Origin of the sequence: Aequorivita soesokkakensis, assembly GCF_001641085.1 — a bacterium.
Taxonomy (GTDB): domain Bacteria; phylum Bacteroidota; class Bacteroidia; order Flavobacteriales; family Flavobacteriaceae; genus Aequorivita; species Aequorivita soesokkakensis.
The window spans coordinates 14,026-35,002 of sequence record NZ_LXIE01000036.1 but is presented as its reverse complement, the minus strand read 5'-3'; the positions used below and the strand labels follow the sequence as shown (position 1 = coordinate 35,002).

Sequence of the window (20,977 nt, the reverse complement as noted above, 5' to 3'; positions counted from 1 at the left end):
TTTTTGAGGGATGAACTGTTAATCCTCTTTATCCATCAATTCCCTAATTTTACGTTCCTCCCAGTTTTTTCCGAAGAAAGGATTGTAATTAAATGTTTCCGAAGCGTGGCTCGTAACGCCAATGCCCCAGCCCACAATGGGGAACAGTGCCCACGGAAATCCCGCTCGCGAAAGAAAATTAAGGTAAATAAATACGGGCACACAAATACAATAAATAGCAAAATGTATATAAAACACCTTTAATTTTTCCACCCGTTTCTTGGCGAGTTTGTATCTTTTTTCTGAAATAAATGTATCCGTTGTATTCATAATTTGAATGTTTTCTCCCAAAACGGGAATTGCAATTCGGAACTCTTTTTGGGTTTCGTTAATAAGTACCGGACGTTTCGTTAAAAGCGCATATCGGTCGCGGATATTTCGCAAGCCAACACCCGTGCTTTCCTTTAAAACCTGCTTTGGCTGACTGTTGTTGGCCACAACCAAATTGCCGTTTTCCTCGGAAATAGTTATGTGAAGTTTCTTGGAAGGCATAACCTGATTGTGCTTCACTGCGTTTTCCAACAAAAGCTGAAGCGATAAAGGAACCACCTTTGCTTGTGGGTTTTCCAATTTTGAAGGTGTTGTAAAAACGATACTGTCCTCAAAACGAACGGCCAAAAGTGACATATAGAGTTCCGCAAATTTCAATTCTTCCTCCAACGTAACCAGCTCCTTGCTTTTCTGTTCCAAAACATACCGATACACCTTTGAAAGCGAAGTAGTGAAACGCGTTGCGGCTTCGGGGTTTTCTTCAATCAAACTGGTCAAAACATTCAAACTGTTGAAGAGAAAATGTGGATCCAGTTGGTTTTTTAACGCATCAAACTTTGCCGATGCCGTGCCCGCGATTATCTTCTGCTCGGTTACCTTATTTTCCTGTTTGAACTTGTAATAGTAGGCAATGTAAAAAATAATACTTACCACCATTGCAATTATAAAGGCAACGTAGTAATAATCAATTTTCTGTTCGGAAAGGAACTTTAAAAAATCCTCTCCTTCAATGATTACATTTAAAAAAACCTGAAGCACAAAAAGCCCTACTAAAGTTGAAAGAATGGCCCCAAAGAAGCTTTTTAGCAGATTTTTTAATTTGAAAAATTCACCTTTATGGGTTTTAATGAAATACCGAAACAACGGCACGTTCACCAAATAAAGTACTACGGAATAAAGCTGATTATAACCAAAATTCACAAGAATTTCGCGCGGCGTTCCCAAACTGCCGACTGAAATATAGGTGATGGCCATCAAAACCAAATAGATGAGAAAACCTATAAAAAAAGCCTTGCCGAATTCTTTTAAAAAAAACTTCATTCCTAAAATTTATATTTTATTTACAGCTTTCCGCCTGTATCTGCTTTGCCCGTTCTTCGCCGTAGGTTGGGTAAAATTCACCCGCTGGTTTAAAGGTAGCGAAAAGATCTATGGCGCGTTGAATGTCTTTGCAATAAGGCTCCACGGACTGTCCAAAATATTTGGCGCCACCCATATCCCATTCGGCTTTGGCCAAAATAATCCGCGGATTGTTGGGCGCTAATGCCAACGCTTTGTTGTAAAGTTCAGAAGCTTTCGCGGAATAGGTCATTCCATATTGTTGGCCGTCAAAAACAATCCAGGCCGTATATAATTGCGCCTGCAAAACCAATAAATCTGGGTTGTCTTTTGAAAGGGTGGTTGCTTGGTTTAAAAAATCCTGTGCTTTATCCAATTGCGCCTTCAACTTGGTTGCGTCTTTTTCCGTAAAACTATTGATTACGTTAATTTGGGCCACGTAATAAAGCGGAAGCCAATTGTCCGGTTCTGCTGAAGCGATGCGCTCAAACACATTTGCGGCATCCCAGGATTTATCTTCCTGCCACAATTGGAATGCTTTGCGCATGCCTTGTTGGTATTTTGTAGGTGCGGCATCTGCATTTACCGTGTTTTCAGTTTGGGCCTGCATCACGATGGCTGTGAAAAAAATTATTAAATAAGTGACTACATTTTGCATGACTTCTATTTTTAGTTAGTATTAATTGATATTCAAATTTCCTATAAAATGTTTTCCTATTAAAATTGAAAAAACTGAACTGTTGAATTTTACTGCTGAAATGTAATCTTAAAGATTATCCAACTGATTGTCCTTTCCATCATCGCTAATCGTCCAGAAAAAGCCAACAAAAAAGAACTGATCAGCCGCCGGGCGCAAAGCTCTTCGCGCAAAATTTCCGTTGGCATCAGGCGTATTTGCATATTGATAACCATTTATATTTTTTGTGGCAAGTGCATTATTTACGGATACATAAAGGATTTTCTGTTGCGAAATTAAATATGCCCAATTCAAACTTAAACTATTGTAGCTTTTTGTTTTTTCCTGAAGAAAACCAGGCTTGTTCAAATCTGTATAAGGCCTGCCACTGGCAAATTGATAACTAAACCCAATCTGACTTTTCCAATCGTTGATCCAATATTTTGCAACCAATGAAAGATTGTGTGTGTTCGCAAAGGAAGGAGTGGCTTCTATTGGATAATTTCGGTATTTGCGCTCCGTATCCAAATAGGAATAACTTACCCAGTAATCTATATTTTTCAAGGTTTCGTTATCGCGCCAAAATAGATCCAAACCTTGCGCGTAACCGTTTCCATTGTTGGAAAAGGAGGTGTTTACATCAGGAAATTCGTCATTATAACTTACCAGATTACTGTATTGTTTTCTGAAAACTTCCGCTCGAAAAATACGGTTATTGGCCGAATATTGATAATTCATAATATAATGTTGCGTGTGTTGCGCTTCAACTTTATCGGTGAATTTCAAAATCTCGTTTTCTGGCTGTTGGAAAAAATCTCCATAAGCCAATGATAGTTGACTACTTTTTCCAGTTTTATAAGCAAAAGAAGCTCTCGGTGAAATTGTAAACTCTTGAAACAATTCACTGTATTCTCCGCGAACGCCCAATTTTAAAGCAAGTTTTCGAGAGAAAATAATATCGGCTTCCGTAAATGCCGCTGAAATATTATTGTTGAAGCCAAGCTTTGCGGCAAAATTTGGTTCGTTATAATTTTCGTTGAAATCGGTTACAAACTGTTCCGCGCCAAAATTCAGTTTAAAGCGGTTGCTGAAGCGTTTGTTCAGCTTCATTTTAAAATGTGCCGAATTTTCCACATCTTTTATATCGGCCTCATCAATGCCAACTTTTGTATTTCCGTAAGTATAACTTCCTCCGGCAAATAGGGTCCAATCATTATCAAGGGTTTCACTAAAACTCGCATTTGTATAAAAGTTTTTGTTGTTTAATTTAAAACGTGTTCCTTCGGGTTGGTTGATGTCTTCCTGCGTAAGTTCAAAATCGGAAGTGTCAAAAGCACCGTAAATTTTCAGCAGCCCATCCCCTATTTTCTGACGGAAAACGGCTTCGCCCGAAGCTGTTTCAAAAGGTTTTTGCCAATCATTTCTATCGGGAAGAATCGCTATGTATGGCGCCAAATTTATATAGGATGCATTCAAGCTCAATGAACTTTTTTCCCATTTTTCGGTGTGTCCCAACGCACCGCCCACACTCATAATGCCAATATCCGTCTTTTCCTGTGTGGGCTCGTCAATAGTATTCAAAAGCAAAACCGAGGAAAGTGCCTGCCCATATTCTGCGGAATAACCGCCTGTGGAAAAAGTAATACCGTCAAAAAGAAACGGACTGTAACGCCCGCGCGTGGGAACATTATTGGTTGTTGGGCTGTAAGGTGTAAAAACGCGGATGCCATCAATAAAAATCTGCGTTTCGCCCGCATCACCGCCCCGAACAAAAAGACGGCCGTCTTCCGCGACAGTTGTTGTTCCGGGAAGTGTTTGCAAAGCGCCAACAAAATCGCCCAAAGCGCTTGCTGTTGTTACAATATCCAAAGGTTTCAAAACCGAAATTTTACTGTTGTCTCCCGCAGAAAAGGAGCCTGCGGAAATTGTAACAGTTTCTAAAGAATTTACATCTTCGCGAAGTTCGATTTTTAAGTTTTTCATTTTTGAAACATCATCTGTAAGCTTGAAGGGTTCAAAAGAAACGTATGAAATGGTTAGTGTTTGGGTGCCCGTTTCAGAAGTTTCAAAAGAAAACATTCCGTTATCATCGGAAGTGCTTCCGTCATAAGTTCCTTCAAGATATACATTGGCGCCAAATATTGGGGTACCGTTATTATCTTTAACTGTTCCCGAAACCGTGTTTTGACCAAAAAAATGAAAGGGTAAAAGGATTGCTAAAAAAGTAATTGTAAAAATTTTCATGGATTGGTTGGTTTTTAATTTCAGGTCAAAGGTGAAATTTCGGTACATTTTTTCAGAATAAAACAAACCGAATTGTAAAAATGGATTACTCAATTGTAATTTTAGGACATTCACTAAAATAAATTTATTTCGAAAAATTGTATCTTCGGAAGAAAACAAAGCAAAATGACCGATTCCCAAAAAATAGATGCTTTTATAGCAAAGCAAACAAAGTGGAAAGGAAAATTGCAGCAACTGCGTGCGGTTTTTCAAAAAACAGAATTAAAGGAAGAAGTGAAATGGGGCAAACCCACATATACATTGGACGGAAAATTAGTGGCTGCAATGGCAGATTTCAAAAACCATATGGCACTTTGGTTTCATCAAGGTGTGTTTTTAAAGGACAAACACAAAAAACTCATCAATGCCCAAGAAGGTGTAACCAAAGCACTGCGCCAATGGCGTTTTGAAGAGGAAGATGAAATTGATTCCGCTCTTGTTTTGGAATATATTAATGAAGCCATCGCAAATTCCAAAGCTGGAAAAGAGTTGAAGAAAAGTCCAAAAAAGCCAGTTGAGATTCCAAGTTTACTGAAAGAAGCCTTGAAAGATGATAAACAACTTTCCGAAACATTCAGTGCGCTCAGTCCAAGTTGCCAGCGCGAATATGCCGAATATATTGCCGAAGCGAAACAGGAAAAAACCAAACTGAGCAGGTTGGAAAAATGTATTCCTATGATAAAAGACAAAAAGGGACTTCACGATAAATACAAAAACTGCTGATGTTTCAGTGGTCAGTAGTCAAAATATCTTAACCAAACTTTCTAAACTCATAAACTTCTAAACTTTTAAACCTTAATTATGAAAACAGACAAGTACACAAAAACAATCTTGACCATCATAGCAATTTGTTTAACCATCAATTTAATGAAGGATTTTGAAATTATTCCTTCGGCCCACGCCTCAGAAATTGTGGGGAATAAACCGGTAAGCGAAGTAATGGACGTTCGTTTGGTAGATATCAGCACCTATGATGAGCTAAATGTAAATTTAAAAAGTGTTGATACTTATGACGAAGTGAAAGTGAATTTAAAGAAAATTGAAACCACTGACGAGCTTGATGTAAACCTTGATGAAATTGGCGGTGGCTGGGTTTCAAACGGAGGGCCTATTTCTGTGAAAGTTCAATAAATTTCTGGTTTCTGGTTAATTTCTTTCAATAATCTCAAACTTCTACTTTGAACTTTCAACTTTTTTTAAATGGACGTATAATCAATCGTGCAGCGCGATCATAATTGATGTAACTGTATGTCCAATTGAAAAAAGTAACCACTCTATTTCGGAAGCCAACTAAAAACCAAAGATGGACAAACATCCATAAAAACCAGGCAATTGCGCCACCAAAGTGCATTTTCCCAATATCAACAACGGCTTTGTTTCTGCCCACGGTTGCCATCGTCCCTTTATCAAAATATTTAAAAGGTTCCATTTTATCACCTTTTAGCATTTTTCTGAAATTTTTTCCCAAATTTTTTCCTTGCTGAATTGCCGGCTGCGCAACTTGTGGATGCCCTTTGGGAAATTCAGTTGTTTCCATTAACGCAATATCACCCAAAGCATAAATATTTTCAAAACCCTTTATTTTATTGAAACCATCAACTTTATATCTATTCGCTCTTTCAACCAATGCTTCACCATCTATACCTTTAATTGGCGCTCCGGTAACACCTGCAGCCCAAATAAACGTTGCTGTTTCAAACTTTTTACCGTCTTTGGTCGTGACTATTTTTCCGTCGTAATCACTAATAAAAGTTTCAAGATGCAATTGCACGCCAAGATCTTGGAGAAATTTTTGTGCCTTCTTTGAAACGGTTTCACTCATTGGCGGTAAGACCCTGTTTTGGCCTTCAATGAGGTGTACCTGCATTTCATCTTCGTCAAGTTCGGGATAATCATTTTCCAAAATTCCCTTTCTAAATTCTGCCAAAGCACCGGCAAGCTCTACTCCCGTTGGTCCTGCGCCAGCAATTACGAAATTGAGCAAACTTTTTCTTTCCCTTTCATCTGCAGTGATATCGGCCTTTTCAATATTCTGAAGTATCAAACTTCGGATATTCAAAGCCTGCGGTACCGTTTTCATTGGCATGCTATTTTCTGCAATGCTTTTATTTCCGAAGAAATTGGTCCGCGTGCCCGTGGCAATTACCAAATAATCATACCGCAAGCTCCCAATGGAAGTGGAAATTGTATTGTTTTCCGTATTAATGCTTTCCACTTCAGCCATTCTAAAGTGGAAATCTGTATTTTTTCTGAAAATCTTCCGAAGCGGATATGCTATGGAATCGGGTTCCAACCCAGCAGTGGAAACCTGATATAATAAAGGCTGAAAAGTGTGGTAGTTATGCCTATCAAAAAGCACAATCTGCACCTTTTGTTTTTGAAGCTTTTTTATGAAGGAAATACCAGCAAAACCACCACCTATCACAACAATTCGTGGCACGCCGGTTTCAGGAATATTCATCGTTTTTTTATATAGTATAAAAGTACGATTTGTATATTGAGTTACCTTATTTTTTAGGATTTTTGTAACAAAGCAATTTTAAGGAACACTAATTAAACGCTAACAAAAAACCATTGAACAAAGAACTGGAACATAGTTTTGTGACCCAATTGGAGGAAAACCAAAACATTGTACACAAAATCTGTAGGTTATATACAAATGACAGTGACGCGCACAACGATCTGTTTCAGGAAATAACCATTCAGCTTTGGCGTGCATTCCCAAAATTTAGAGGGGAATCCAAATTCAGCACATGGATGTATAGAGTAGCGCTAAACACGGCAATCACCCTTTACCGAAAATCAAAAAGAAGAATACAGACACAAGATTTTGAAGGGGTAAGTTTTAAAATTTCCTCGGTGCCTTATGATGATACCGAAGAACAACAATTAAAGTTGATGTACAGTGCCGTAAAAAATTTGAACGATATTGATAAAGCCCTTGTTTTTCTTTATTTGGAAGACAAAAACTATAAAGAAATTTCCGAAACCCTTGGTATTACTGAAGTAAACGCACGCGTGAAAATGAACAGGATAAAGGAAAAATTACGAACTATTTTAAATCCGTAACCCATTATGGATGAACTGGAATTATTAAAAAAACAATGGCAAACCCGCGAGCAGGAATTGCCCCATCTGTCTTATTCAGACATTTATAAAATGCTGTTGAAAAAATCCTCTTCAATCGTAAAGTGGATTTTCTATATAAGTATTGCTGAAATCCTTTTTTGGACTTTACTTTCCTTTTTCGTGCCAGAATCCAGCACCAAGTTTAGTGATGATATTGGGTTGCACAATATTTTGTTGGGCGTTAATATTCTGAACTATTCCGTTTTTGCCGTCTTTATTTATCTATTTTATAGGAATTACAGAAAAATTTCAATGACGGATTCCGTTAAGGAATTGATGGGAAATATTTTACGCACACGAAAAACAGTGAAATATTTTGTAATCTATAATGTTGCAACCTCCATTTTAATTGTGATTTGTGTCAACTTTTATTATTATTTCAACCAAGATTTGGTTTTTAAATATATGACTGAAGATTACGGTATCACAAACCTGTCACAGGAACAGTTTATGAAAATGTTCTTCCTAATACAAATCCTTTTTGGGATTGTAATGATTGGCTTCATTCTGTTATTTTATAGAATTGTTTATGGAATTTTATTGCGACGACTTCACAAAAATTATAATGAATTGAAAAAGATAGAAATGTGAAAAAAGTCGTGTTTTTCAGTCGCAGTAGTCAGTTTTGGCCCCCTTTAAATTACTGAAAACTGCCACTGCGACTGCAGACTTTTTTAATAACGCCATTGTCGCTCTTTGTTGAGCTCTTCCTCACTTTGTATTTCGGAAGCAGGAATTACTTTTAGAAAAGACGGATGTTGTTCGATAGCATATTCAAGCTTTTCAACAATCTGGTCCATTGTTTCGTTTTCATAATCAATATCCAGCGGGGGTTTAATTTCCATGGATTGAAGAATGCCCCGTTTTTTAATTCTAATCCCTTTTTTGTCAAAAGACCTTCTGAAACCGTCAATAACAATGGGCACTACAACAGGTTTATTCTTTTTGATAATATGCGCAGTTCCGCGTCTAATTGGTTTCCAAGGTTTTGTAGTTCCCTGTGGAAAAGTGATTACCCAACCATCATCAAGTGCTTTTGTAATGTTGCTAACATCACTCATTTTTACTTGCTTGTTAATATCCTTCCCCTTTTCGCGCCATGTGCGTTCTATGCTGATAGAACCTGCGTAGGCTAATATTTTGGGAAGTAAACCCGCTTTCATAGTTTCCTTTGCCGCTACAAAATAGATGTTAAGTTTTGGGCGCCACAAATAACCCACATTCTTTATGCTGTCATCCCTTCCGCTTAAACTGGCGTTAAAAACATGGAGCATTGCAGCAACATCCGCAAAATAGGTTTGATGGTTGCTTACAAAAAGTACATTTCTTTCAGGAAGTGTTTTTAAAATCTCGCTTCCGTGAATCTGTAAATCATTAAAACCCTTAAAACGCCGATGCGTTAAAAGCCCGGCAATGCGTATTAGCCAGAGTTTTAAAAAAAGGATATGTCCGAAAGGATTTTTTTTGAAAAGACTCATTTTCAGTAGTCGGTATTCAGTGTTCAGTATTCAGTGTTCTGTTGGGACAAATATACTAAATTAAGCATTTACAGTACCATTTTCAGTAATTCGCGCACTTCGTTGAGCATCATTGCAGTAGCTCCCCAAACTATATGTCCGTTCAACTTGAAAGCAGGAACATCAATACTTTCGGCATAAGATGTGGAAAGTGTTTGGGTTATTACATTTACGTCATCCATAAAGTCGCGCAAGGAAACTTCAATCAAAGCTTCCACTTCTTTTTCCTGTGGAACAAATTTTGGCAGTTCTGTTGTTATTCCCAAGAAAGGTTGCACAAAAAAGTTACTCGGCGGAATATAAATTTCCGTGAGTTTCTTTAAAACCGAAATAGTTTCGCGCGAAATGCCCACCTCTTCCTCTGTTTCACGGAGCGCCGTATCCTGGATGGTTTCGTCCCCGTCTTCCAGTTTTCCACCGGGAAAGCCCACTTGTGCGGAATGCACGCCTTTGTACGTTTTCCGAAGAATCAAAATGAGTCGTGTTTCATAATCTTCCGAAGGATAAAAAAGCGACATCACCCCTGCCTTTTTCGCAGTGTTTTTTTCGCGGGCAACGCGCTTCAATTCCTGCAAGCGTTCAATGGGCGCCATTTTAAATTGCACCGTTTCGCCGGGAAGTTCCATTTTTGTTACTTTTACAATCCGTTTTTCAAAATCGCGAAAATCCATTTATGATGAAGTTGTTTATTTATTTGTTCGGAATTGTGCTATTATTCGGAAGCTGTGAAGATAAGAAAAAGGCTTCCCAAACTGAAACTGAAATCGAAAACGAAATCAAACCGGAGAAAGAAATAAAAATTAAACCGGAAAAAGAGAATCCCCAAAATTATCCCGAAATCACAAATGAAAACGTGGTTCAATTTCTAACCGAATACGGCGAGAAAAATCCTGAAACCAAGGTTTTGATAAGCAGTTCTTTTGGAGATATTGAAATTGAACTTTATAAAGACACACCTTTGCACCGCGCTAATTTTATCTATTTGGTGAAGCAGCATTATTTTGATGAAACTTTTTTCCATCGCGTGGTTCCAAATTTTATAATCCAAGCCGGTAATAGTGATTTGGTTTCAACACAGAAAAAACGCGCGGAACTTGGAAAGGAATATTTACTTCCCTCAGAAATAATTCCGGGCCGTGTGCACGAATATGGAACTGTTTCCGGCGCTAAGGAATATCGTGAAAACCCTGATAACAGAACAGCGCCTTATGAATTTTTCATATTCCTCGGGCCAAAAACTTCAACTACGCATTTAAATGGAAACTATACCATCTTCGGAAAAGTTACAAAAGGAATGGACGTGGTGGAGGAAATTTCAAAAGTGAAGGCGGACGATGGGGATTGGCCGTTGAACAATATTTATATTTCGGCAAAAGTTTTGGAGTAAAATCTCTTCTTTTTAAAAAAAGTGAAAAATAAAATCTACTAATATGTCAATAGGAAAAGATAAAAGCGCTATTAAAGTAGTATCAATTAAATTAAAGCTGACTATTCTTTTCGTAGACTTTGCAATCTTTGGTTTGTTAATCTCTCTATTGGAATATACTATTTATTTTCAACTTGATCTTGCTAGAGATTTTCCTTGGCTATTTCTATTTTTTATTTATTTTATTTTTTTTACACTATCAGAATTTTTTTTTAATAGGACATTAGGTATGAAACTTTTTAAAGTTTCAATAACCTATAAAAATCATAAAAAATTGAATAAAGCATTTGTAATTTATTCAATCTTAATTATGTTAGATAGATTTTTATTTTTATTAATCATTTATTTTTTTAGAGTTTTTTTTCACAGTAAAAACAATCTGCTTTTGAGCGAGAAATACAGTGGTATAAGATGGTCTAAAGAATAAATTAAAGTGGAATAAAGTATATTTTCGTTTCTTCAACTCATAGTCTCATCAACTTCCTTCCTATAAATACTCGGCAACGAAAGATTAAAATATACCGCCAACAACCGAACTATAATCACAATAGAACCCGAAATAATCACGATAAAATCTTCAGAAATTGGAGTATTGTGCAATAAGAAATACGCCGAAGCTCCCAAAATACAAGCCGTGGCATAAATTTCCTTTCTGAAAATAATCGGGATTTCATTGCAAAGAATATCGCGAAGCACACCGCCGAAGCAAGCAGTCATTGTTCCCAAAGCCACGCAAATTATAGGATGAAAACCTGCTGCAATCCCCTTTTCCACGCCAACTATTGTATAAAGCGCAATTCCAATGGTATCAAATAAAAATAAGGAACGGCGAATATAGCCAAGCCTTTTTCTGAAAATTACCGCAAAAATGGTAGAACCGAAAATTACATATACAAACGTGAGATTGCGCATCCAGGCTACGTTTGCGTCAATGAGAATGTCGCGTAATGTTCCACCACCAACTGCCGTTACGAAAGCAATGATTAATATCCCGAATGGATCCAAACGTTTGTTGAGCGCGGTAAGCACTCCTGAAATGGCGAACGCGATGGTTCCCAGAATATCTATGATTAAAATTAGCTTCACATGTTCTGTGTAAAATGGTTATAATCGCGCAAAACGGTGTCTATATATTGTTTATCATATAAATCTGAAGAAGTTTCCAAAACACTTTCCACTTTCTTCCGAAGTGTATGTAATGTTTTGAAATCATTTGATTTTATTGCGATAAGATAAGTTTCTTTTATAAGTCTGGCATCTTTGTCGCTCAGTTTAATCACATTCAAAAACTTCGGTTGATAATCGTCTGCTATTTCTTCTAAAATGGTGTGGCTTATTTTCACTTTATTTTTTGTGCTTATCACTACAGTTCCAGCGGCGTGATCACCAACCCGCTGTCTTTTTTCAGAAAAAATAATGGAAAGTAATCCGATCGATCCCAAAAAGATCCAAATATCAACTAAACGAAGCATCCACAAAACCATATAATCGCTCCACCGTGCTGGGCTTCCATCAACCTTAACAACACGCGTTTTCATCGCCATCTTCCCTACCGTTCTTCCGTTGAAAAGTATGTGCATGTAAAGCGAATAAAACATTACCGGCACTAGCATTAATTGTTGTAGGCCGAAAACGGCCCAGTTGTCGCTAAAAGCCATATTCATTGCTTCCGTGGCTAATTCAACAATATAGAAATACACGAAAAACAGAAATAGGTCTATTAAAAAAGCTAGAATACGTTCGCCTACACTAACTATTTTATAGTCTAGGTTTACGTTTTGGGTTGTATTGATTTCTAAGTTTGCCATGTAAAAGCAAGTGGTTATATTTATCGAAAATTTCAACAGATGCGCGAAGCAGCATTCGTCAAGCAAAATAAGGAAAAATGGATTGCTTTTGAAAAGGCAATCACACTTAATTCAAAAATAAGTCCAGACCAGCTTGCCGACCATTACATCCAACTTACCAATGATCTTGCCTATGCGCAAACCTATTATCCTGACAGCAAGGCGCTTCAGTATTTAAATTCGTTGGCTTCGCAGGCGCACCAAAAGATTTATAAAAACAAAAAAGAGTCGAAAAATAGAATCGTAAGTTTTTGGAAATATGAATTTCCGCTTTTTTTTCGTCAGCATCAGCGCATTTTGCTTTTTTCGTTTTTAATATTTGCCGTAGCAACCGCAATTGGGGCAATTTCAGCACTGAATGATGACTCTTTCGTTCGGTTGATTTTGGGAGATGGCTACGTAAACGAAACCTTAAACAATATTGACAAAGGCGACCCAACCGCTATTTACAAAAGCGGCAGCGAGATCGGCACTTTTCTCGGAATCACGATTAACAACATTCGCGTGGCATTTTTGGCCTACGCTTTCGGAGTGATTACTTCTTTGGGAACAGCTTATTTGCTTTTCAGCAATGGTGTGATGCTCGGGGCATTTTTTACGTTTTTCTATAATCGCGATTTGCTTTTTGAAGCTTCAAAAAGCATTTGGCTGCACGGAACTATTGAAATTTCAGTAATCGTAATTGCTGGTTGTGCAGGAATGGTGATGGGCAACAGCATTCTTTTCCCAAAAACATATTCACGGAAAATTTCATTTTTAAAAGGCGCAAAGGACGGCCTTAAAATTGTGGTTAGTACAATTCCTTTTTTCATCATTGCTGGCTTTATTGAAGGATTCATAACCCGTTACAGCAATATGCCGGTTTGGTTGGCAATGACTATTATTTTTAGTTCCTTGGCACTTATTATTTTTTATTACGTTATTTATCCAATTATCCTCAACAAAAAGCATGCAACACAAACATATACCGCTTAAACAACAACGCGATATAGGCGAAATAATCACAACCTATTTTGAGTTTTTCAAAAAGAATCTTAAGCCTTTTTTAAATATTTTCATAAGCTATAACGGTCTTTTTATTCTCGGTTTTTTGGGGGTAAGTTATCTTTTGGTAACTGGTTTCGTCGGTAGTTTTGTAAACACTCCAGTTTATGGAATAGAAGCAGATAATTCAAATTACGAAGCCTATTTTATTGCCGGCGCCGTAGGTTTCTTAATTCTTTTTATTATTACGGCAGTGCTAAATTATAGTCTTGCGGCAGTTTATATGATTCAATATGAAAAAAATAAAGGCGAAGCTGTAGAAAAAAGAAAAGTCTGGGATGTTGTTAAACAAAACCTCGGAAAAATAGTCCTATTCATCATTTTAGCAATGTTTATGTATGTTGTGATTATGATTATTGGCGTGGTTATCTCTTTTATACCACTATTGGGTAGCATTGCATATTATATAATTCTTTTGGCTTATATGAGTTGGATGGGTCTTTCATTTATGGCAATGATAAACGATAATAAAGAGGTAACCGACGCATTTGGGGAAGGTTGGAAGTTGATGAGAAAGTTCTTTTGGAAAAGTGTGCTTTCAAATCTTGTAATCGGGATGCTCCTCGGAATTTTAATGATGGTCGTTTTAATGGTTCCGGGAATTTTAATAGGTATTTACGCCTTCCATTCTTTGGAAACAGGGGTTGATCTCGCCAATTCACCAGTAGCAAACGTGGTTTGGACGCTTGCCGTTTCGGTATTATTGATACTTTACACCCTAAACCAATCCCTCTCGCAGTTTGCGAACGGAATTCTCTATTATTCCCTTCACGAGGAAACGTATAATGAAGCCACGCGTGAACGAATTGATAATATTGGTGCGGGTGAATAGATTTCTTTTCATATCATTTTTCCTATTGAATACTTTTTTTGCAACTGCAAATGTGAAAGATAGTCTTGCAGTTTCAATTGATAGTAGCAAGGTTGCTCAAAGGCATTTTTCGGAAAATTTATCCGAAAAATATTCTGGGACCGACTTTGATTACGATGCTATGGAAGGCGAAGCAGAAAATTTTCTGGGGCGTGCAATCAATTGGTTTTTCAGCAAGCTTGGGGAAATTTTCGGAATAAATCTTTCGCCCGAAATGTACCAAATTATCAAATTCATTATTTATGGGTTGCTTATCATTTTTGCGGTTTATATTTTGGTGAAACTGCTCGTGGGCGATAATGCTTCGTCATTTTTCAGTAGAAAAAGTAAAATGGTCGCGCCGCTCAATATTCAAGAGGAACACATTGAAAACGTAGATTTGGACAGCTACATAAAAAATGCTCTAAAGGAAGAAAATTACCGATTGGCTATTAGATATATGTATCTAAAATCACTGAAATTGCTATCGCTGAATAATATAATCGATTGGCATTTTGAAAAGACAAATAGCGATTATTACCGCGAAATTGCAAGTGAAAGTTTGAAGGAGAACTTCAAAAAAACTTCCTATTTGTACGATAATATTTGGTACGGCGAATATGCGCTGGACAAAGCAGGATTTGAAAACGCCAAAAAAGATTTTGAACGACTGAACCAAAACCTAAAAAATGCTGGATAAACGTTCAAAAAGAGTACTGTGGATTTTTGGGATTGCGCTGCTAAGCATCGTGATTACAGAGCTTGTGCGTCCAAAACCGATTGATTGGCGTGCAAGTTATATTTCTACTGATAAAATTCCGTTTGGCGGATTTGTGCTTTTTGAGGAAGCACCTTCCCTTTTCAAAAATGTGAAAATCGAAAAAATTGACAAAGATCCCTATGAGTTTTTGACGGATGGCACCTATGCGCAAAATTCGGCCTATATTTTTATCAATGACGAAATATTCTTTGATGAAAGACAGACCGATAAAATTTTAAAATATGTGGAAAACGGAAACACAGTATTTATCGCTTCCCGTAGCATTGGTTACATTCTGCGGGATTCCCTGGGCATCGAATCCACGGCCAATTACAATATTTTGGAAGAAGAAATTCGCCCTCAATTTTTCTCGCCTTCTCTAAAGCAGGATTCGCTTCCCGCTTTCAAAAAAGGGGTTTTTAAAGCTTCATTTAACGAAATTGACACCTTAAAAACCACGGCCCTGGGATATTATGAAAATGCCGAAAGTGTATTGGGAGATTTGAATTATGTGAAAGTAAACTTCGGAAAAGGACAGTTTTTATTGCACAACTTGCCCGAAGCTTTTTCAAATTATTATTTGCTAAAAGGCAACGAACAATACGCCGCCAACGTACTTTCATACATTGATGCCGATAAAATCTATTGGGATGAATATTTAAAATCAGGCCGAAAAGTGGTCACTTCGCCCATGCGGTTTGTTTTGGACCAAGCGCCGCTCACTTGGGCATATTATGTTTTGATTGGCGGATTGTTGATTTTTGTACTTTTCAAAGGAAAACGCGAACAACGAATTGTGGAAGTTATGGAACCATTGGAAAATACTTCGGTGGAATTCACGAAAACAATTGGCGATCTGTATTTTCAGCATAAAGATTACAGCAATATTATTGCGAAGAAAATCACCTATTTTATGGAAACACTTCGCTCAAAATATTATTTAAATACAACTGAAATTACAGAAGATTTCATAAAAAAACTGGCTTTAAAAAGTGGTAACACTTTGGAAAAAACGCAGAAATTGATGCATTTAATAAAACATTTAAAAGAAAAATCTGTTCACAGCGAAGCCGATTTGCTGGAACTGAACAAACAAATAGAAGTATTTAGATTATAAAATTATGGAAGAAACACAGGAAAATCCGTTGGAATTCAATTCACGTTTAGATTTAAAAAATCTGCAGGAAGCTGTTGAAAAAATAAAAGCCGAATTGGGGAAAGTAATCGTTGGGCAACACGATATGCTGGAAATGCTCATCATTTCAATACTTACAGACGGCCATTCGTTGATTGAAGGCGTACCCGGCGTTGCGAAGACGTTGACTGCAAAATTATTGGCAAAAACATTGGCGGTAGATTTCAGCAGAATCCAATTCACGCCAGATTTAATGCCGAGCGATATTTTGGGGACTTCAATTTTCAACGTAAAAACGAGCGAGTTTGAATTCAAGCAAGGTCCCGTATTTTCAAACATAGTTTTGATTGACGAAATAAACCGTGCGCCAGCAAAAACGCAAGCTGCACTTTTCGAAATAATGGAAGAGCGCCAAGTAACAATGGACGGAACCGAATATAAAATGCAACCGCCATTTTTGGTTTTCGCAACACAAAACCCTGTGGAACAAGAAGGAACTTACGCTTTACCCGAAGCGCAATTGGACCGTTTTCTTTTCAAAATAAACGTGCCTTATCCAAGTTTGGAAGAGGAAATCCACATTCTTGAAAACGAACACCACCGGAAGGATGCTTTCGTTTTGGATAGCGTGACACAAGTGCTGAACGCAAAACAGATTGCGGAATATCAGCACACCATTAAACAAATAATTATTGAAAGTAATTTGCTGAAATACATCGCCGCAATTGTAGATAACACGCGAACAAATGCAAATCTATTTTTGGGCGCATCGCCACGTGCGTCATTAGCAATTATGAACGCTTCCAAAGCTTTGGCAGCAATGAATGGACGTGATTTTGTAACTCCGGATGACATTAAAAAAATTGCTCCGTCGGTTTTAAGACACAGAATTATGCTCACGCCAGAGCGCGAAATGGAAGGAATTACAGCCGATAAAGTGGTGCAACAGATTATTGAGACTATTGAAATTCCGAGATAGTGAGAAGTGAAAAGTGAGAAGAAAAAATAAATTATAATTTTTAAAACTTGAAACCAGAAACAATAAACTTGAAAAAAATTTTAAATTGAAGAAATTCCTTAAAAGCCTATACTTAAAAAAGCGATTTTTCATCGTGATGTTCTCGCTTGCGATTCTGTTTGTGGTTTCGTACTTCTTTCAGGAACTGTTTGGCGTGGCAAAGCTTTTGTTTTATTTGCTTTTGGGAGTTTTTGTTTTTGATGTTTTCTTATTATATCGAAATAAAACTGGAATTCAGGCACAGCGAATACTGCCCGAAAAACTTTCCAACGGTGATGATAATTCCATTGAAATTAAGGTTGTAAATAGGTTTCAGTTTAAAACTTCCGTGAAGATTATCGACGAATTGCCCATTCAATGGCAGATTCGTGATTTTAAGATTGAAGCTATTTTGAATGCTTCCGATGAAAAGAAATTTACATATCAAGTCCGGCCAACGGAGCGCGGGGAATATCACTTCGGAAATCTGAATATTTTTTCATCAACTATTTTGGGATTGATTGCCCGGAAACAACAGTTTTCCGCGGAAGCGATGGTGCCAAATTATCCTTCGTTTCTTCAGCTTAAAAAATATGATTTCCTCGCTTTTACCAATAGATTGAAGCTTTTCGGACTTAAAAAAATCCGAAGAATCGGCCATACAATGGAGTTTGAGCAAATAAAAGATTACACATCGGGCGACGATGTGCGGAACATAAATTGGAAAGCCACGGCGAAACGAAGCAGCTTGATGGTGAACCAATTTCAGGACGAAAAATCGCAGCCAGTTTATGCCGTGATTGATAAGGGAAGGGTGATGAAAATGCCTTTCAACCAATTGAGTTTGCTGGATTATGCGATTAATGCTACGCTTGTTATTTCAAACATAGTCCTCAAAAAACACGACAAAGCGGGAATGTTCACTTTTTCCAGAAAAGTGGATGATCGTGTAATTGCGCAAAGGCGAAGTGCACAAATGCACTTAATTTTGGAAACACTTTACAATGTGGAAACCGACTTTTCGGAAAGTGATTTTTCGCGTTTGTATGTTGATGTGAAGCGACACATCAAGCAACGAAGCCTGCTTTTGCTATTCACAAATTTTGAAACTATGGATGCCTTGCATCGTCAGTTGCCCTATTTACAGGCAATCAATAAGACACATCTTTTGGTGGTTATCTTTTTTGAAAATACGGAGTTGAAATCTTTTATGAATAAAAAAGCTAGCACGACCCATCAAGTTTTTGAGAAGACGATTGCCGAAAAATTCATTTATGAAAAGAAACTGATAGTTAACGAACTTCACAAATACGGCATTCAATCCATACTTACCGCGCCGGAAAATCTCACCGTGAACACCATTAATAAGTATTTGGAAATAAAGGCTAGAGGGCTTTTATAACATTTCAGCATAAAATTTCGACAGTTGGGATATTGCTTTTTCTTTCAAAAGCGAAGTTTTTGGACATTTGATTCATAATTCAAACACACTAAAACGTATTCTTATGAAAACAATCATCGCATTAATTGGTATCACATTTTTCACACATTTTGTAAATGCCCAAAACGACACGGCCTCAACTTCCGAAGGAACAACCATAACCGTAACGGTTCCGGTAACTAGTGACGAAGGCAACGTGCTGGTTGGTCTTTATACGGAAGACATATTTTTAAAAGCCGCTCCAATGAAAAGAGCAATTGCCGAAATTGTTGATGGAAAAGCCATTGCAACTTTCGAAAATGTAGTCCCCGGAACTTATGGCATTTCATTGTTTCAGGATAAAAATGGCAACAAACAAATGGATTTTGATGTAAATGGAATGCCGCTGGAGCCTTACGGAATTTCCAATAATATAATGAGTTTCGGCCCTCCACAGTGGAGCGATGCAAAATTTGAGGTTGGGAATGAAACCATTGAGATGGAAATTAGAATGTAAAACTTTAGAAATAGAATTTGAAAAGCCCGAACTAAAAATCGGGCTTTTTGTTATAAATAAAATCTTCGCTTTTAAATATTGTGATAGTTTTTTCTGATATAAAAACTATCTTTGTTTAAATATTTAATGAAATGACAATCACCCAACTTAAATATGTTCTGGCCGTGGCTGAACATCAAAACTTCACGAAAGCTGCAGAAAAAACCTTTGTTACACAACCCACTTTGAGTATGCAAATTCAAAAGCTGGAAGACGAGCTTGAAATCCAAATTTTCGATAGAAGCAAAAAACCAATTGAGCTTACCGGCGTTGGAAAAAAAATTGTGGAGCAGGCCCGAAACATCGTCAATGAATCGGAACGGATGCAAGATGTTGTGGACCAAGAAAAAGGATTTATTGGCGGTACTTTCAAACTGGGTATAATTCCTACGGTAATGCCAACATTGCTCCCCATGTTTTTAAAGAATTTTTCAAACCGTTATCCAAAGGTGCAATTGAAAATTGAAGAACTTAACACCGATGAAATAATAACTAAAATAAACGATGGCTATTTGGATGCCGCCATTGCAGCTACACCGCTTGGCCATGAAAAAATTAAAGAACGGGTTTTGTATTATGAACCTTTTGTGGGCTATATTCCAGAAAGCCACAGGTTGTTTTCAAAAGAAAAATTGGAGGTAAATGATCTTGATATTGAAGACATTCTTCTTTTGGAAGATGGCCATTGCTTCCGCGATGGAATTATAAATCTTTGCAAAGCTTCAAAAAATGGGGGAAGTGAAAAATTTCAATTGGAAAGCGGCAGTTTTGAAACGTTAATAAAACTTGCCGACGAAGGTTTAGGAATGACGCTTCTGCCCTATTTGCATACTTTGGATATACTCCCTTCCCAAACCAAAAATATAAAATATTTTAAGGAACCGTCTCCAGCCCGTGAGGTGAGCCTTATTTACAGTAAAAGCGAATTGAAAATGCAAATTATAAATGCATTGCACGATATAATTTCCGGCGTTATCCGTGGTGCGATTGCATTTGAGGATGTGAAAATAATTAGCCCAATAAAAAAATAATCGGCTAAACTATCCAATAACTCAATAACTAAAAAATCCCCCTGATTGCTCAGGGGGATTTTTTTATGGGTTTAGATAGATTAGACATTGATTTAATTGGGGGTTCTGCTTGATAAGTGAGTCAATCCAGAGTTTAAGTTCCTCTACTTCGTAGGGAAGCAATCTGGTTAACGCTTTTTTCAATTCCTTGCAGAACAAATTGACGTCAAAACTTACTTTTGAAAGTACAGCTTTGGTGTAATCAAACATTGCTCTTGCCATAGCTAATTGAGGTTTAGTAAAAATTAAGTAGCTTTTTAATAATAGGCGAAGTTTTATGGATTAATCTGATTTAAATATAACAAATAAATGTCAATTAAATTCTCTTTGAGTTCTTTTAAAACCTGTTAAAAATTTGTTAATGCACCAAATCCCCCTTTATAACTATTAAATACATTGAAAATTTATTTCTTAATCTTCACAGTCCATTCAAATTCAAACACAGAAACAACCTCACCCATACTATCTTTTCCTTCAGATTTCATCCAGCAAGTTTGTCCCTCCCCAGTGCTTATTGTTTTTTTTATAGCACTATCTATTAAATCTCCGTCATTACAAGCAAAAGTAATTCTGCCCTTTGCTTTTTTTGAAAATGTACCTTTATTATTAGCAACAAGCATCGATATTTTTTGATCGGTTTCTTTAATTTTGGCCATAACCATTGCGCCGGTACTGAGTTCAGCAGCCATCCCTTGTACCGCCCAAAACATGGATTTAAACGGGTTCTGATTAATCCATCTGTGCTTCACAGTTGTTACGCAAGTAGTTTCTGAAATGGATTTTACCCTTACGCCAGTAAAATATGCGGAAGGTAATTTAAACAATAAGAAAGTATTGATTTTACTTGGGCTGAGTTTCATTTCTAAGAAATATTTCACGAAGATATTCAATAAATCACA

General features: G+C 37.1%; 24 protein-coding genes. 14 read left to right on the top strand and 10 right to left on the bottom strand.

Annotated elements, in window-relative coordinates; all coding sequences use genetic code 11:
* Positions 1 to 18 precede the first annotated feature (18 nt).
* The 3 genes from A7A78_RS11735 to A7A78_RS11725 all read right to left on the bottom strand — a co-directional run bounded on the left by A7A78_RS11735 (position 19) and on the right by A7A78_RS11725 (position 4,288).
* Positions 19 to 1,350 carry a 2TM domain-containing protein gene (locus A7A78_RS11735; RefSeq protein WP_068762656.1) on the bottom strand — a complete coding sequence of 444 codons (1,332 nt, stop codon included), beginning with the start codon at positions 1,348 to 1,350 and terminating at the stop codon, positions 19 to 21.
* A gap of 16 nt (positions 1,351 to 1,366) precedes the next feature.
* Positions 1,367 to 2,026: a tetratricopeptide repeat protein gene (locus A7A78_RS11730; RefSeq protein ID WP_094746132.1), complete on the bottom strand. Its 660-nt coding sequence runs from the start codon at positions 2,024 to 2,026 to the stop codon at positions 1,367 to 1,369.
* Positions 2,027 to 2,134: 108 nt separating this feature from the next.
* The gene (locus A7A78_RS11725; RefSeq protein WP_068762662.1) at positions 2,135 to 4,288 is read right to left on the bottom strand and encodes a TonB-dependent receptor; all 2,154 of its coding nucleotides are present in this window, start codon (positions 4,286 to 4,288) and stop codon (positions 2,135 to 2,137) included.
* A 165-nt stretch (positions 4,289 to 4,453) separates the two neighbouring features.
* Here A7A78_RS11725 and A7A78_RS11720 point away from each other — a divergent pair, with 165 nt between their 5' ends.
* On the top strand, positions 4,454 to 5,050 hold the full coding sequence (locus A7A78_RS11720; RefSeq protein WP_068762655.1) for a YdeI/OmpD-associated family protein: 597 nt from the start codon (positions 4,454 to 4,456) through the stop codon (positions 5,048 to 5,050).
* A 78-nt stretch (positions 5,051 to 5,128) separates the two neighbouring features.
* Positions 5,129 to 5,458, top strand: coding sequence for a hypothetical protein (locus A7A78_RS11715; protein WP_068762654.1), 330 nt, complete (start codon positions 5,129 to 5,131; stop codon positions 5,456 to 5,458).
* A 55-nt stretch (positions 5,459 to 5,513) separates the two neighbouring features.
* Here A7A78_RS11715 and A7A78_RS11710 read toward each other — a convergent pair whose 3' ends face one another.
* On the bottom strand, positions 5,514 to 6,788 hold the full coding sequence (locus A7A78_RS11710) for an NAD(P)/FAD-dependent oxidoreductase (RefSeq protein WP_068762653.1): 1,275 nt from the start codon (positions 6,786 to 6,788) through the stop codon (positions 5,514 to 5,516).
* Positions 6,789 to 6,901: 113 nt separating this feature from the next.
* Here A7A78_RS11710 and A7A78_RS11705 point away from each other — a divergent pair, with 113 nt between their 5' ends.
* Positions 6,902 to 7,396 carry an RNA polymerase sigma factor gene (locus A7A78_RS11705; protein ID WP_068762652.1) on the top strand — a complete coding sequence of 165 codons (495 nt, stop codon included), beginning with the start codon at positions 6,902 to 6,904 and terminating at the stop codon, positions 7,394 to 7,396.
* 6 nt (positions 7,397 to 7,402) lie between these two features.
* Positions 7,403 to 8,047, top strand: coding sequence for a hypothetical protein (locus tag A7A78_RS11700; RefSeq protein WP_068762651.1), 645 nt, complete (start codon positions 7,403 to 7,405; stop codon positions 8,045 to 8,047).
* A gap of 83 nt (positions 8,048 to 8,130) precedes the next feature.
* Here the strand turns inward: A7A78_RS11700 and A7A78_RS11695 are convergent, their stop codons facing one another.
* Both A7A78_RS11695 and A7A78_RS11690 read right to left on the bottom strand, forming a co-directional pair.
* Positions 8,131 to 8,934: a lysophospholipid acyltransferase family protein gene (locus A7A78_RS11695; protein ID WP_068762650.1), complete on the bottom strand. Its 804-nt coding sequence runs from the start codon at positions 8,932 to 8,934 to the stop codon at positions 8,131 to 8,133.
* Between the two features lie 68 nt (positions 8,935 to 9,002).
* Positions 9,003 to 9,644 carry an NUDIX hydrolase gene (locus tag A7A78_RS11690; protein ID WP_068762649.1) on the bottom strand — a complete coding sequence of 214 codons (642 nt, stop codon included), beginning with the start codon at positions 9,642 to 9,644 and terminating at the stop codon, positions 9,003 to 9,005.
* Positions 9,645 to 9,646: 2 nt separating this feature from the next.
* Between A7A78_RS11690 and A7A78_RS11685 the strand changes: the two genes are divergently transcribed.
* The gene (locus A7A78_RS11685) at positions 9,647 to 10,360 is read left to right on the top strand and encodes a peptidylprolyl isomerase (protein ID WP_068762648.1); all 714 of its coding nucleotides are present in this window, start codon (positions 9,647 to 9,649) and stop codon (positions 10,358 to 10,360) included.
* Between the two features lie 43 nt (positions 10,361 to 10,403).
* On the top strand, positions 10,404 to 10,826 hold the full coding sequence (locus A7A78_RS11680) for a hypothetical protein (RefSeq protein ID WP_068762647.1): 423 nt from the start codon (positions 10,404 to 10,406) through the stop codon (positions 10,824 to 10,826).
* A gap of 32 nt (positions 10,827 to 10,858) precedes the next feature.
* Here A7A78_RS11680 and A7A78_RS11675 read toward each other — a convergent pair whose 3' ends face one another.
* Positions 10,859 to 11,485, bottom strand: a complete 627-nt coding sequence (locus A7A78_RS11675; RefSeq protein ID WP_068762646.1) for a trimeric intracellular cation channel family protein — start codon at positions 11,483 to 11,485, stop codon at positions 10,859 to 10,861.
* Positions 11,482 to 12,207: an RDD family protein gene (locus A7A78_RS11670; protein ID WP_068762645.1), complete on the bottom strand. Its 726-nt coding sequence runs from the start codon at positions 12,205 to 12,207 to the stop codon at positions 11,482 to 11,484. Before A7A78_RS11670 ends, A7A78_RS11675 begins: the two co-directional genes overlap by 4 nt.
* A gap of 39 nt (positions 12,208 to 12,246) precedes the next feature.
* Here A7A78_RS11670 and A7A78_RS11665 point away from each other — a divergent pair, with 39 nt between their 5' ends.
* The 8 genes from A7A78_RS11665 (at position 12,247) to A7A78_RS11630 (ending at position 20,039) form a co-directional block, all read left to right on the top strand.
* Positions 12,247 to 13,221 carry a stage II sporulation protein M gene (locus A7A78_RS11665; RefSeq protein ID WP_068762644.1) on the top strand — a complete coding sequence of 325 codons (975 nt, stop codon included), beginning with the start codon at positions 12,247 to 12,249 and terminating at the stop codon, positions 13,219 to 13,221.
* The gene (locus A7A78_RS11660) at positions 13,196 to 14,122 is read left to right on the top strand and encodes a hypothetical protein (RefSeq protein WP_068762643.1); all 927 of its coding nucleotides are present in this window, start codon (positions 13,196 to 13,198) and stop codon (positions 14,120 to 14,122) included. Before A7A78_RS11665 ends, A7A78_RS11660 begins: the two co-directional genes overlap by 26 nt.
* Positions 14,076 to 14,840 (top strand): hypothetical protein, encoded by a 765-nt coding sequence (locus A7A78_RS11655; RefSeq protein ID WP_131811138.1) that lies wholly within the window; start codon positions 14,076 to 14,078, stop codon positions 14,838 to 14,840. The genes A7A78_RS11660 and A7A78_RS11655 overlap by 47 nt, the downstream gene beginning before the upstream one ends.
* Positions 14,830 to 16,017 carry a DUF4350 domain-containing protein gene (locus A7A78_RS11650; protein ID WP_068762641.1) on the top strand — a complete coding sequence of 396 codons (1,188 nt, stop codon included), beginning with the start codon at positions 14,830 to 14,832 and terminating at the stop codon, positions 16,015 to 16,017. The genes A7A78_RS11655 and A7A78_RS11650 overlap by 11 nt, the downstream gene beginning before the upstream one ends.
* A gap of 4 nt (positions 16,018 to 16,021) precedes the next feature.
* Positions 16,022 to 17,014, top strand: coding sequence for an AAA family ATPase (locus A7A78_RS11645; protein ID WP_068762640.1), 993 nt, complete (start codon positions 16,022 to 16,024; stop codon positions 17,012 to 17,014).
* Between the two features lie 85 nt (positions 17,015 to 17,099).
* On the top strand, positions 17,100 to 18,434 hold the full coding sequence (locus A7A78_RS11640) for a DUF58 domain-containing protein (RefSeq protein WP_242649274.1): 1,335 nt from the start codon (positions 17,100 to 17,102) through the stop codon (positions 18,432 to 18,434).
* A gap of 103 nt (positions 18,435 to 18,537) precedes the next feature.
* The gene (locus A7A78_RS11635) at positions 18,538 to 18,969 is read left to right on the top strand and encodes a DUF2141 domain-containing protein (protein ID WP_068762638.1); all 432 of its coding nucleotides are present in this window, start codon (positions 18,538 to 18,540) and stop codon (positions 18,967 to 18,969) included.
* Positions 18,970 to 19,100: 131 nt separating this feature from the next.
* Complete coding sequence (locus tag A7A78_RS11630; RefSeq protein WP_068762637.1) at positions 19,101 to 20,039, top strand: hydrogen peroxide-inducible genes activator; 939 nt, start codon at positions 19,101 to 19,103, stop codon at positions 20,037 to 20,039.
* Positions 20,040 to 20,102: 63 nt separating this feature from the next.
* Here the strand turns inward: A7A78_RS11630 and A7A78_RS11625 are convergent, their stop codons facing one another.
* Positions 20,103 to 20,300, bottom strand: a complete 198-nt coding sequence (locus A7A78_RS11625; protein WP_068762636.1) for a hypothetical protein — start codon at positions 20,298 to 20,300, stop codon at positions 20,103 to 20,105.
* Between the two features lie 182 nt (positions 20,301 to 20,482).
* Positions 20,483 to 20,938: a DUF4442 domain-containing protein gene (locus A7A78_RS11620; protein ID WP_068762635.1), complete on the bottom strand. Its 456-nt coding sequence runs from the start codon at positions 20,936 to 20,938 to the stop codon at positions 20,483 to 20,485.
* Between the last annotated feature and the right edge of the window lie 39 nt (positions 20,939 to 20,977).

Bases quoted from the DNA above. Each gene is read 5' to 3' on its own strand.
- A7A78_RS11735 (WP_068762656.1), bottom strand. From the start codon at position 1,350: ATGAAGTTTTTTTTAAAAGAATTCGGCAAGGCTTTTTTTATAGGTTTT.
- A7A78_RS11730 (WP_094746132.1), bottom strand. From the start codon at position 2,026: ATGCAAAATGTAGTCACTTATTTAATAATTTTTTTCACAGCCATCGTG.
- A7A78_RS11725 (WP_068762662.1), bottom strand. From the start codon at position 4,288: ATGAAAATTTTTACAATTACTTTTTTAGCAATCCTTTTACCCTTTCAT.
- A7A78_RS11720 (WP_068762655.1), top strand. From the start codon at position 4,454: ATGACCGATTCCCAAAAAATAGATGCTTTTATAGCAAAGCAAACAAAG.
- A7A78_RS11715 (WP_068762654.1), top strand. From the start codon at position 5,129: ATGAAAACAGACAAGTACACAAAAACAATCTTGACCATCATAGCAATT.
- A7A78_RS11710 (WP_068762653.1), bottom strand. From the start codon at position 6,788: ATGAATATTCCTGAAACCGGCGTGCCACGAATTGTTGTGATAGGTGGT.
- A7A78_RS11700 (WP_068762651.1), top strand. From the start codon at position 7,403: ATGGATGAACTGGAATTATTAAAAAAACAATGGCAAACCCGCGAGCAG.
- A7A78_RS11695 (WP_068762650.1), bottom strand. From the start codon at position 8,934: ATGAGTCTTTTCAAAAAAAATCCTTTCGGACATATCCTTTTTTTAAAA.
- A7A78_RS11690 (WP_068762649.1), bottom strand. From the start codon at position 9,644: ATGGATTTTCGCGATTTTGAAAAACGGATTGTAAAAGTAACAAAAATG.
- A7A78_RS11685 (WP_068762648.1), top strand. From the start codon at position 9,647: ATGATGAAGTTGTTTATTTATTTGTTCGGAATTGTGCTATTATTCGGA.
- A7A78_RS11680 (WP_068762647.1), top strand. From the start codon at position 10,404: ATGTCAATAGGAAAAGATAAAAGCGCTATTAAAGTAGTATCAATTAAA.
- A7A78_RS11670 (WP_068762645.1), bottom strand. From the start codon at position 12,207: ATGGCAAACTTAGAAATCAATACAACCCAAAACGTAAACCTAGACTAT.
- A7A78_RS11665 (WP_068762644.1), top strand. From the start codon at position 12,247: ATGCGCGAAGCAGCATTCGTCAAGCAAAATAAGGAAAAATGGATTGCT.
- A7A78_RS11660 (WP_068762643.1), top strand. From the start codon at position 13,196: ATGCAACACAAACATATACCGCTTAAACAACAACGCGATATAGGCGAA.
- A7A78_RS11655 (WP_131811138.1), top strand. From the start codon at position 14,076: ATGAAGCCACGCGTGAACGAATTGATAATATTGGTGCGGGTGAATAGA.
- A7A78_RS11650 (WP_068762641.1), top strand. From the start codon at position 14,830: ATGCTGGATAAACGTTCAAAAAGAGTACTGTGGATTTTTGGGATTGCG.
- A7A78_RS11645 (WP_068762640.1), top strand. From the start codon at position 16,022: ATGGAAGAAACACAGGAAAATCCGTTGGAATTCAATTCACGTTTAGAT.
- A7A78_RS11635 (WP_068762638.1), top strand. From the start codon at position 18,538: ATGAAAACAATCATCGCATTAATTGGTATCACATTTTTCACACATTTT.
- A7A78_RS11630 (WP_068762637.1), top strand. From the start codon at position 19,101: ATGACAATCACCCAACTTAAATATGTTCTGGCCGTGGCTGAACATCAA.
- A7A78_RS11625 (WP_068762636.1), bottom strand. From the start codon at position 20,300: ATGGCAAGAGCAATGTTTGATTACACCAAAGCTGTACTTTCAAAAGTA.
- A7A78_RS11620 (WP_068762635.1), bottom strand. From the start codon at position 20,938: ATGAAACTCAGCCCAAGTAAAATCAATACTTTCTTATTGTTTAAATTA.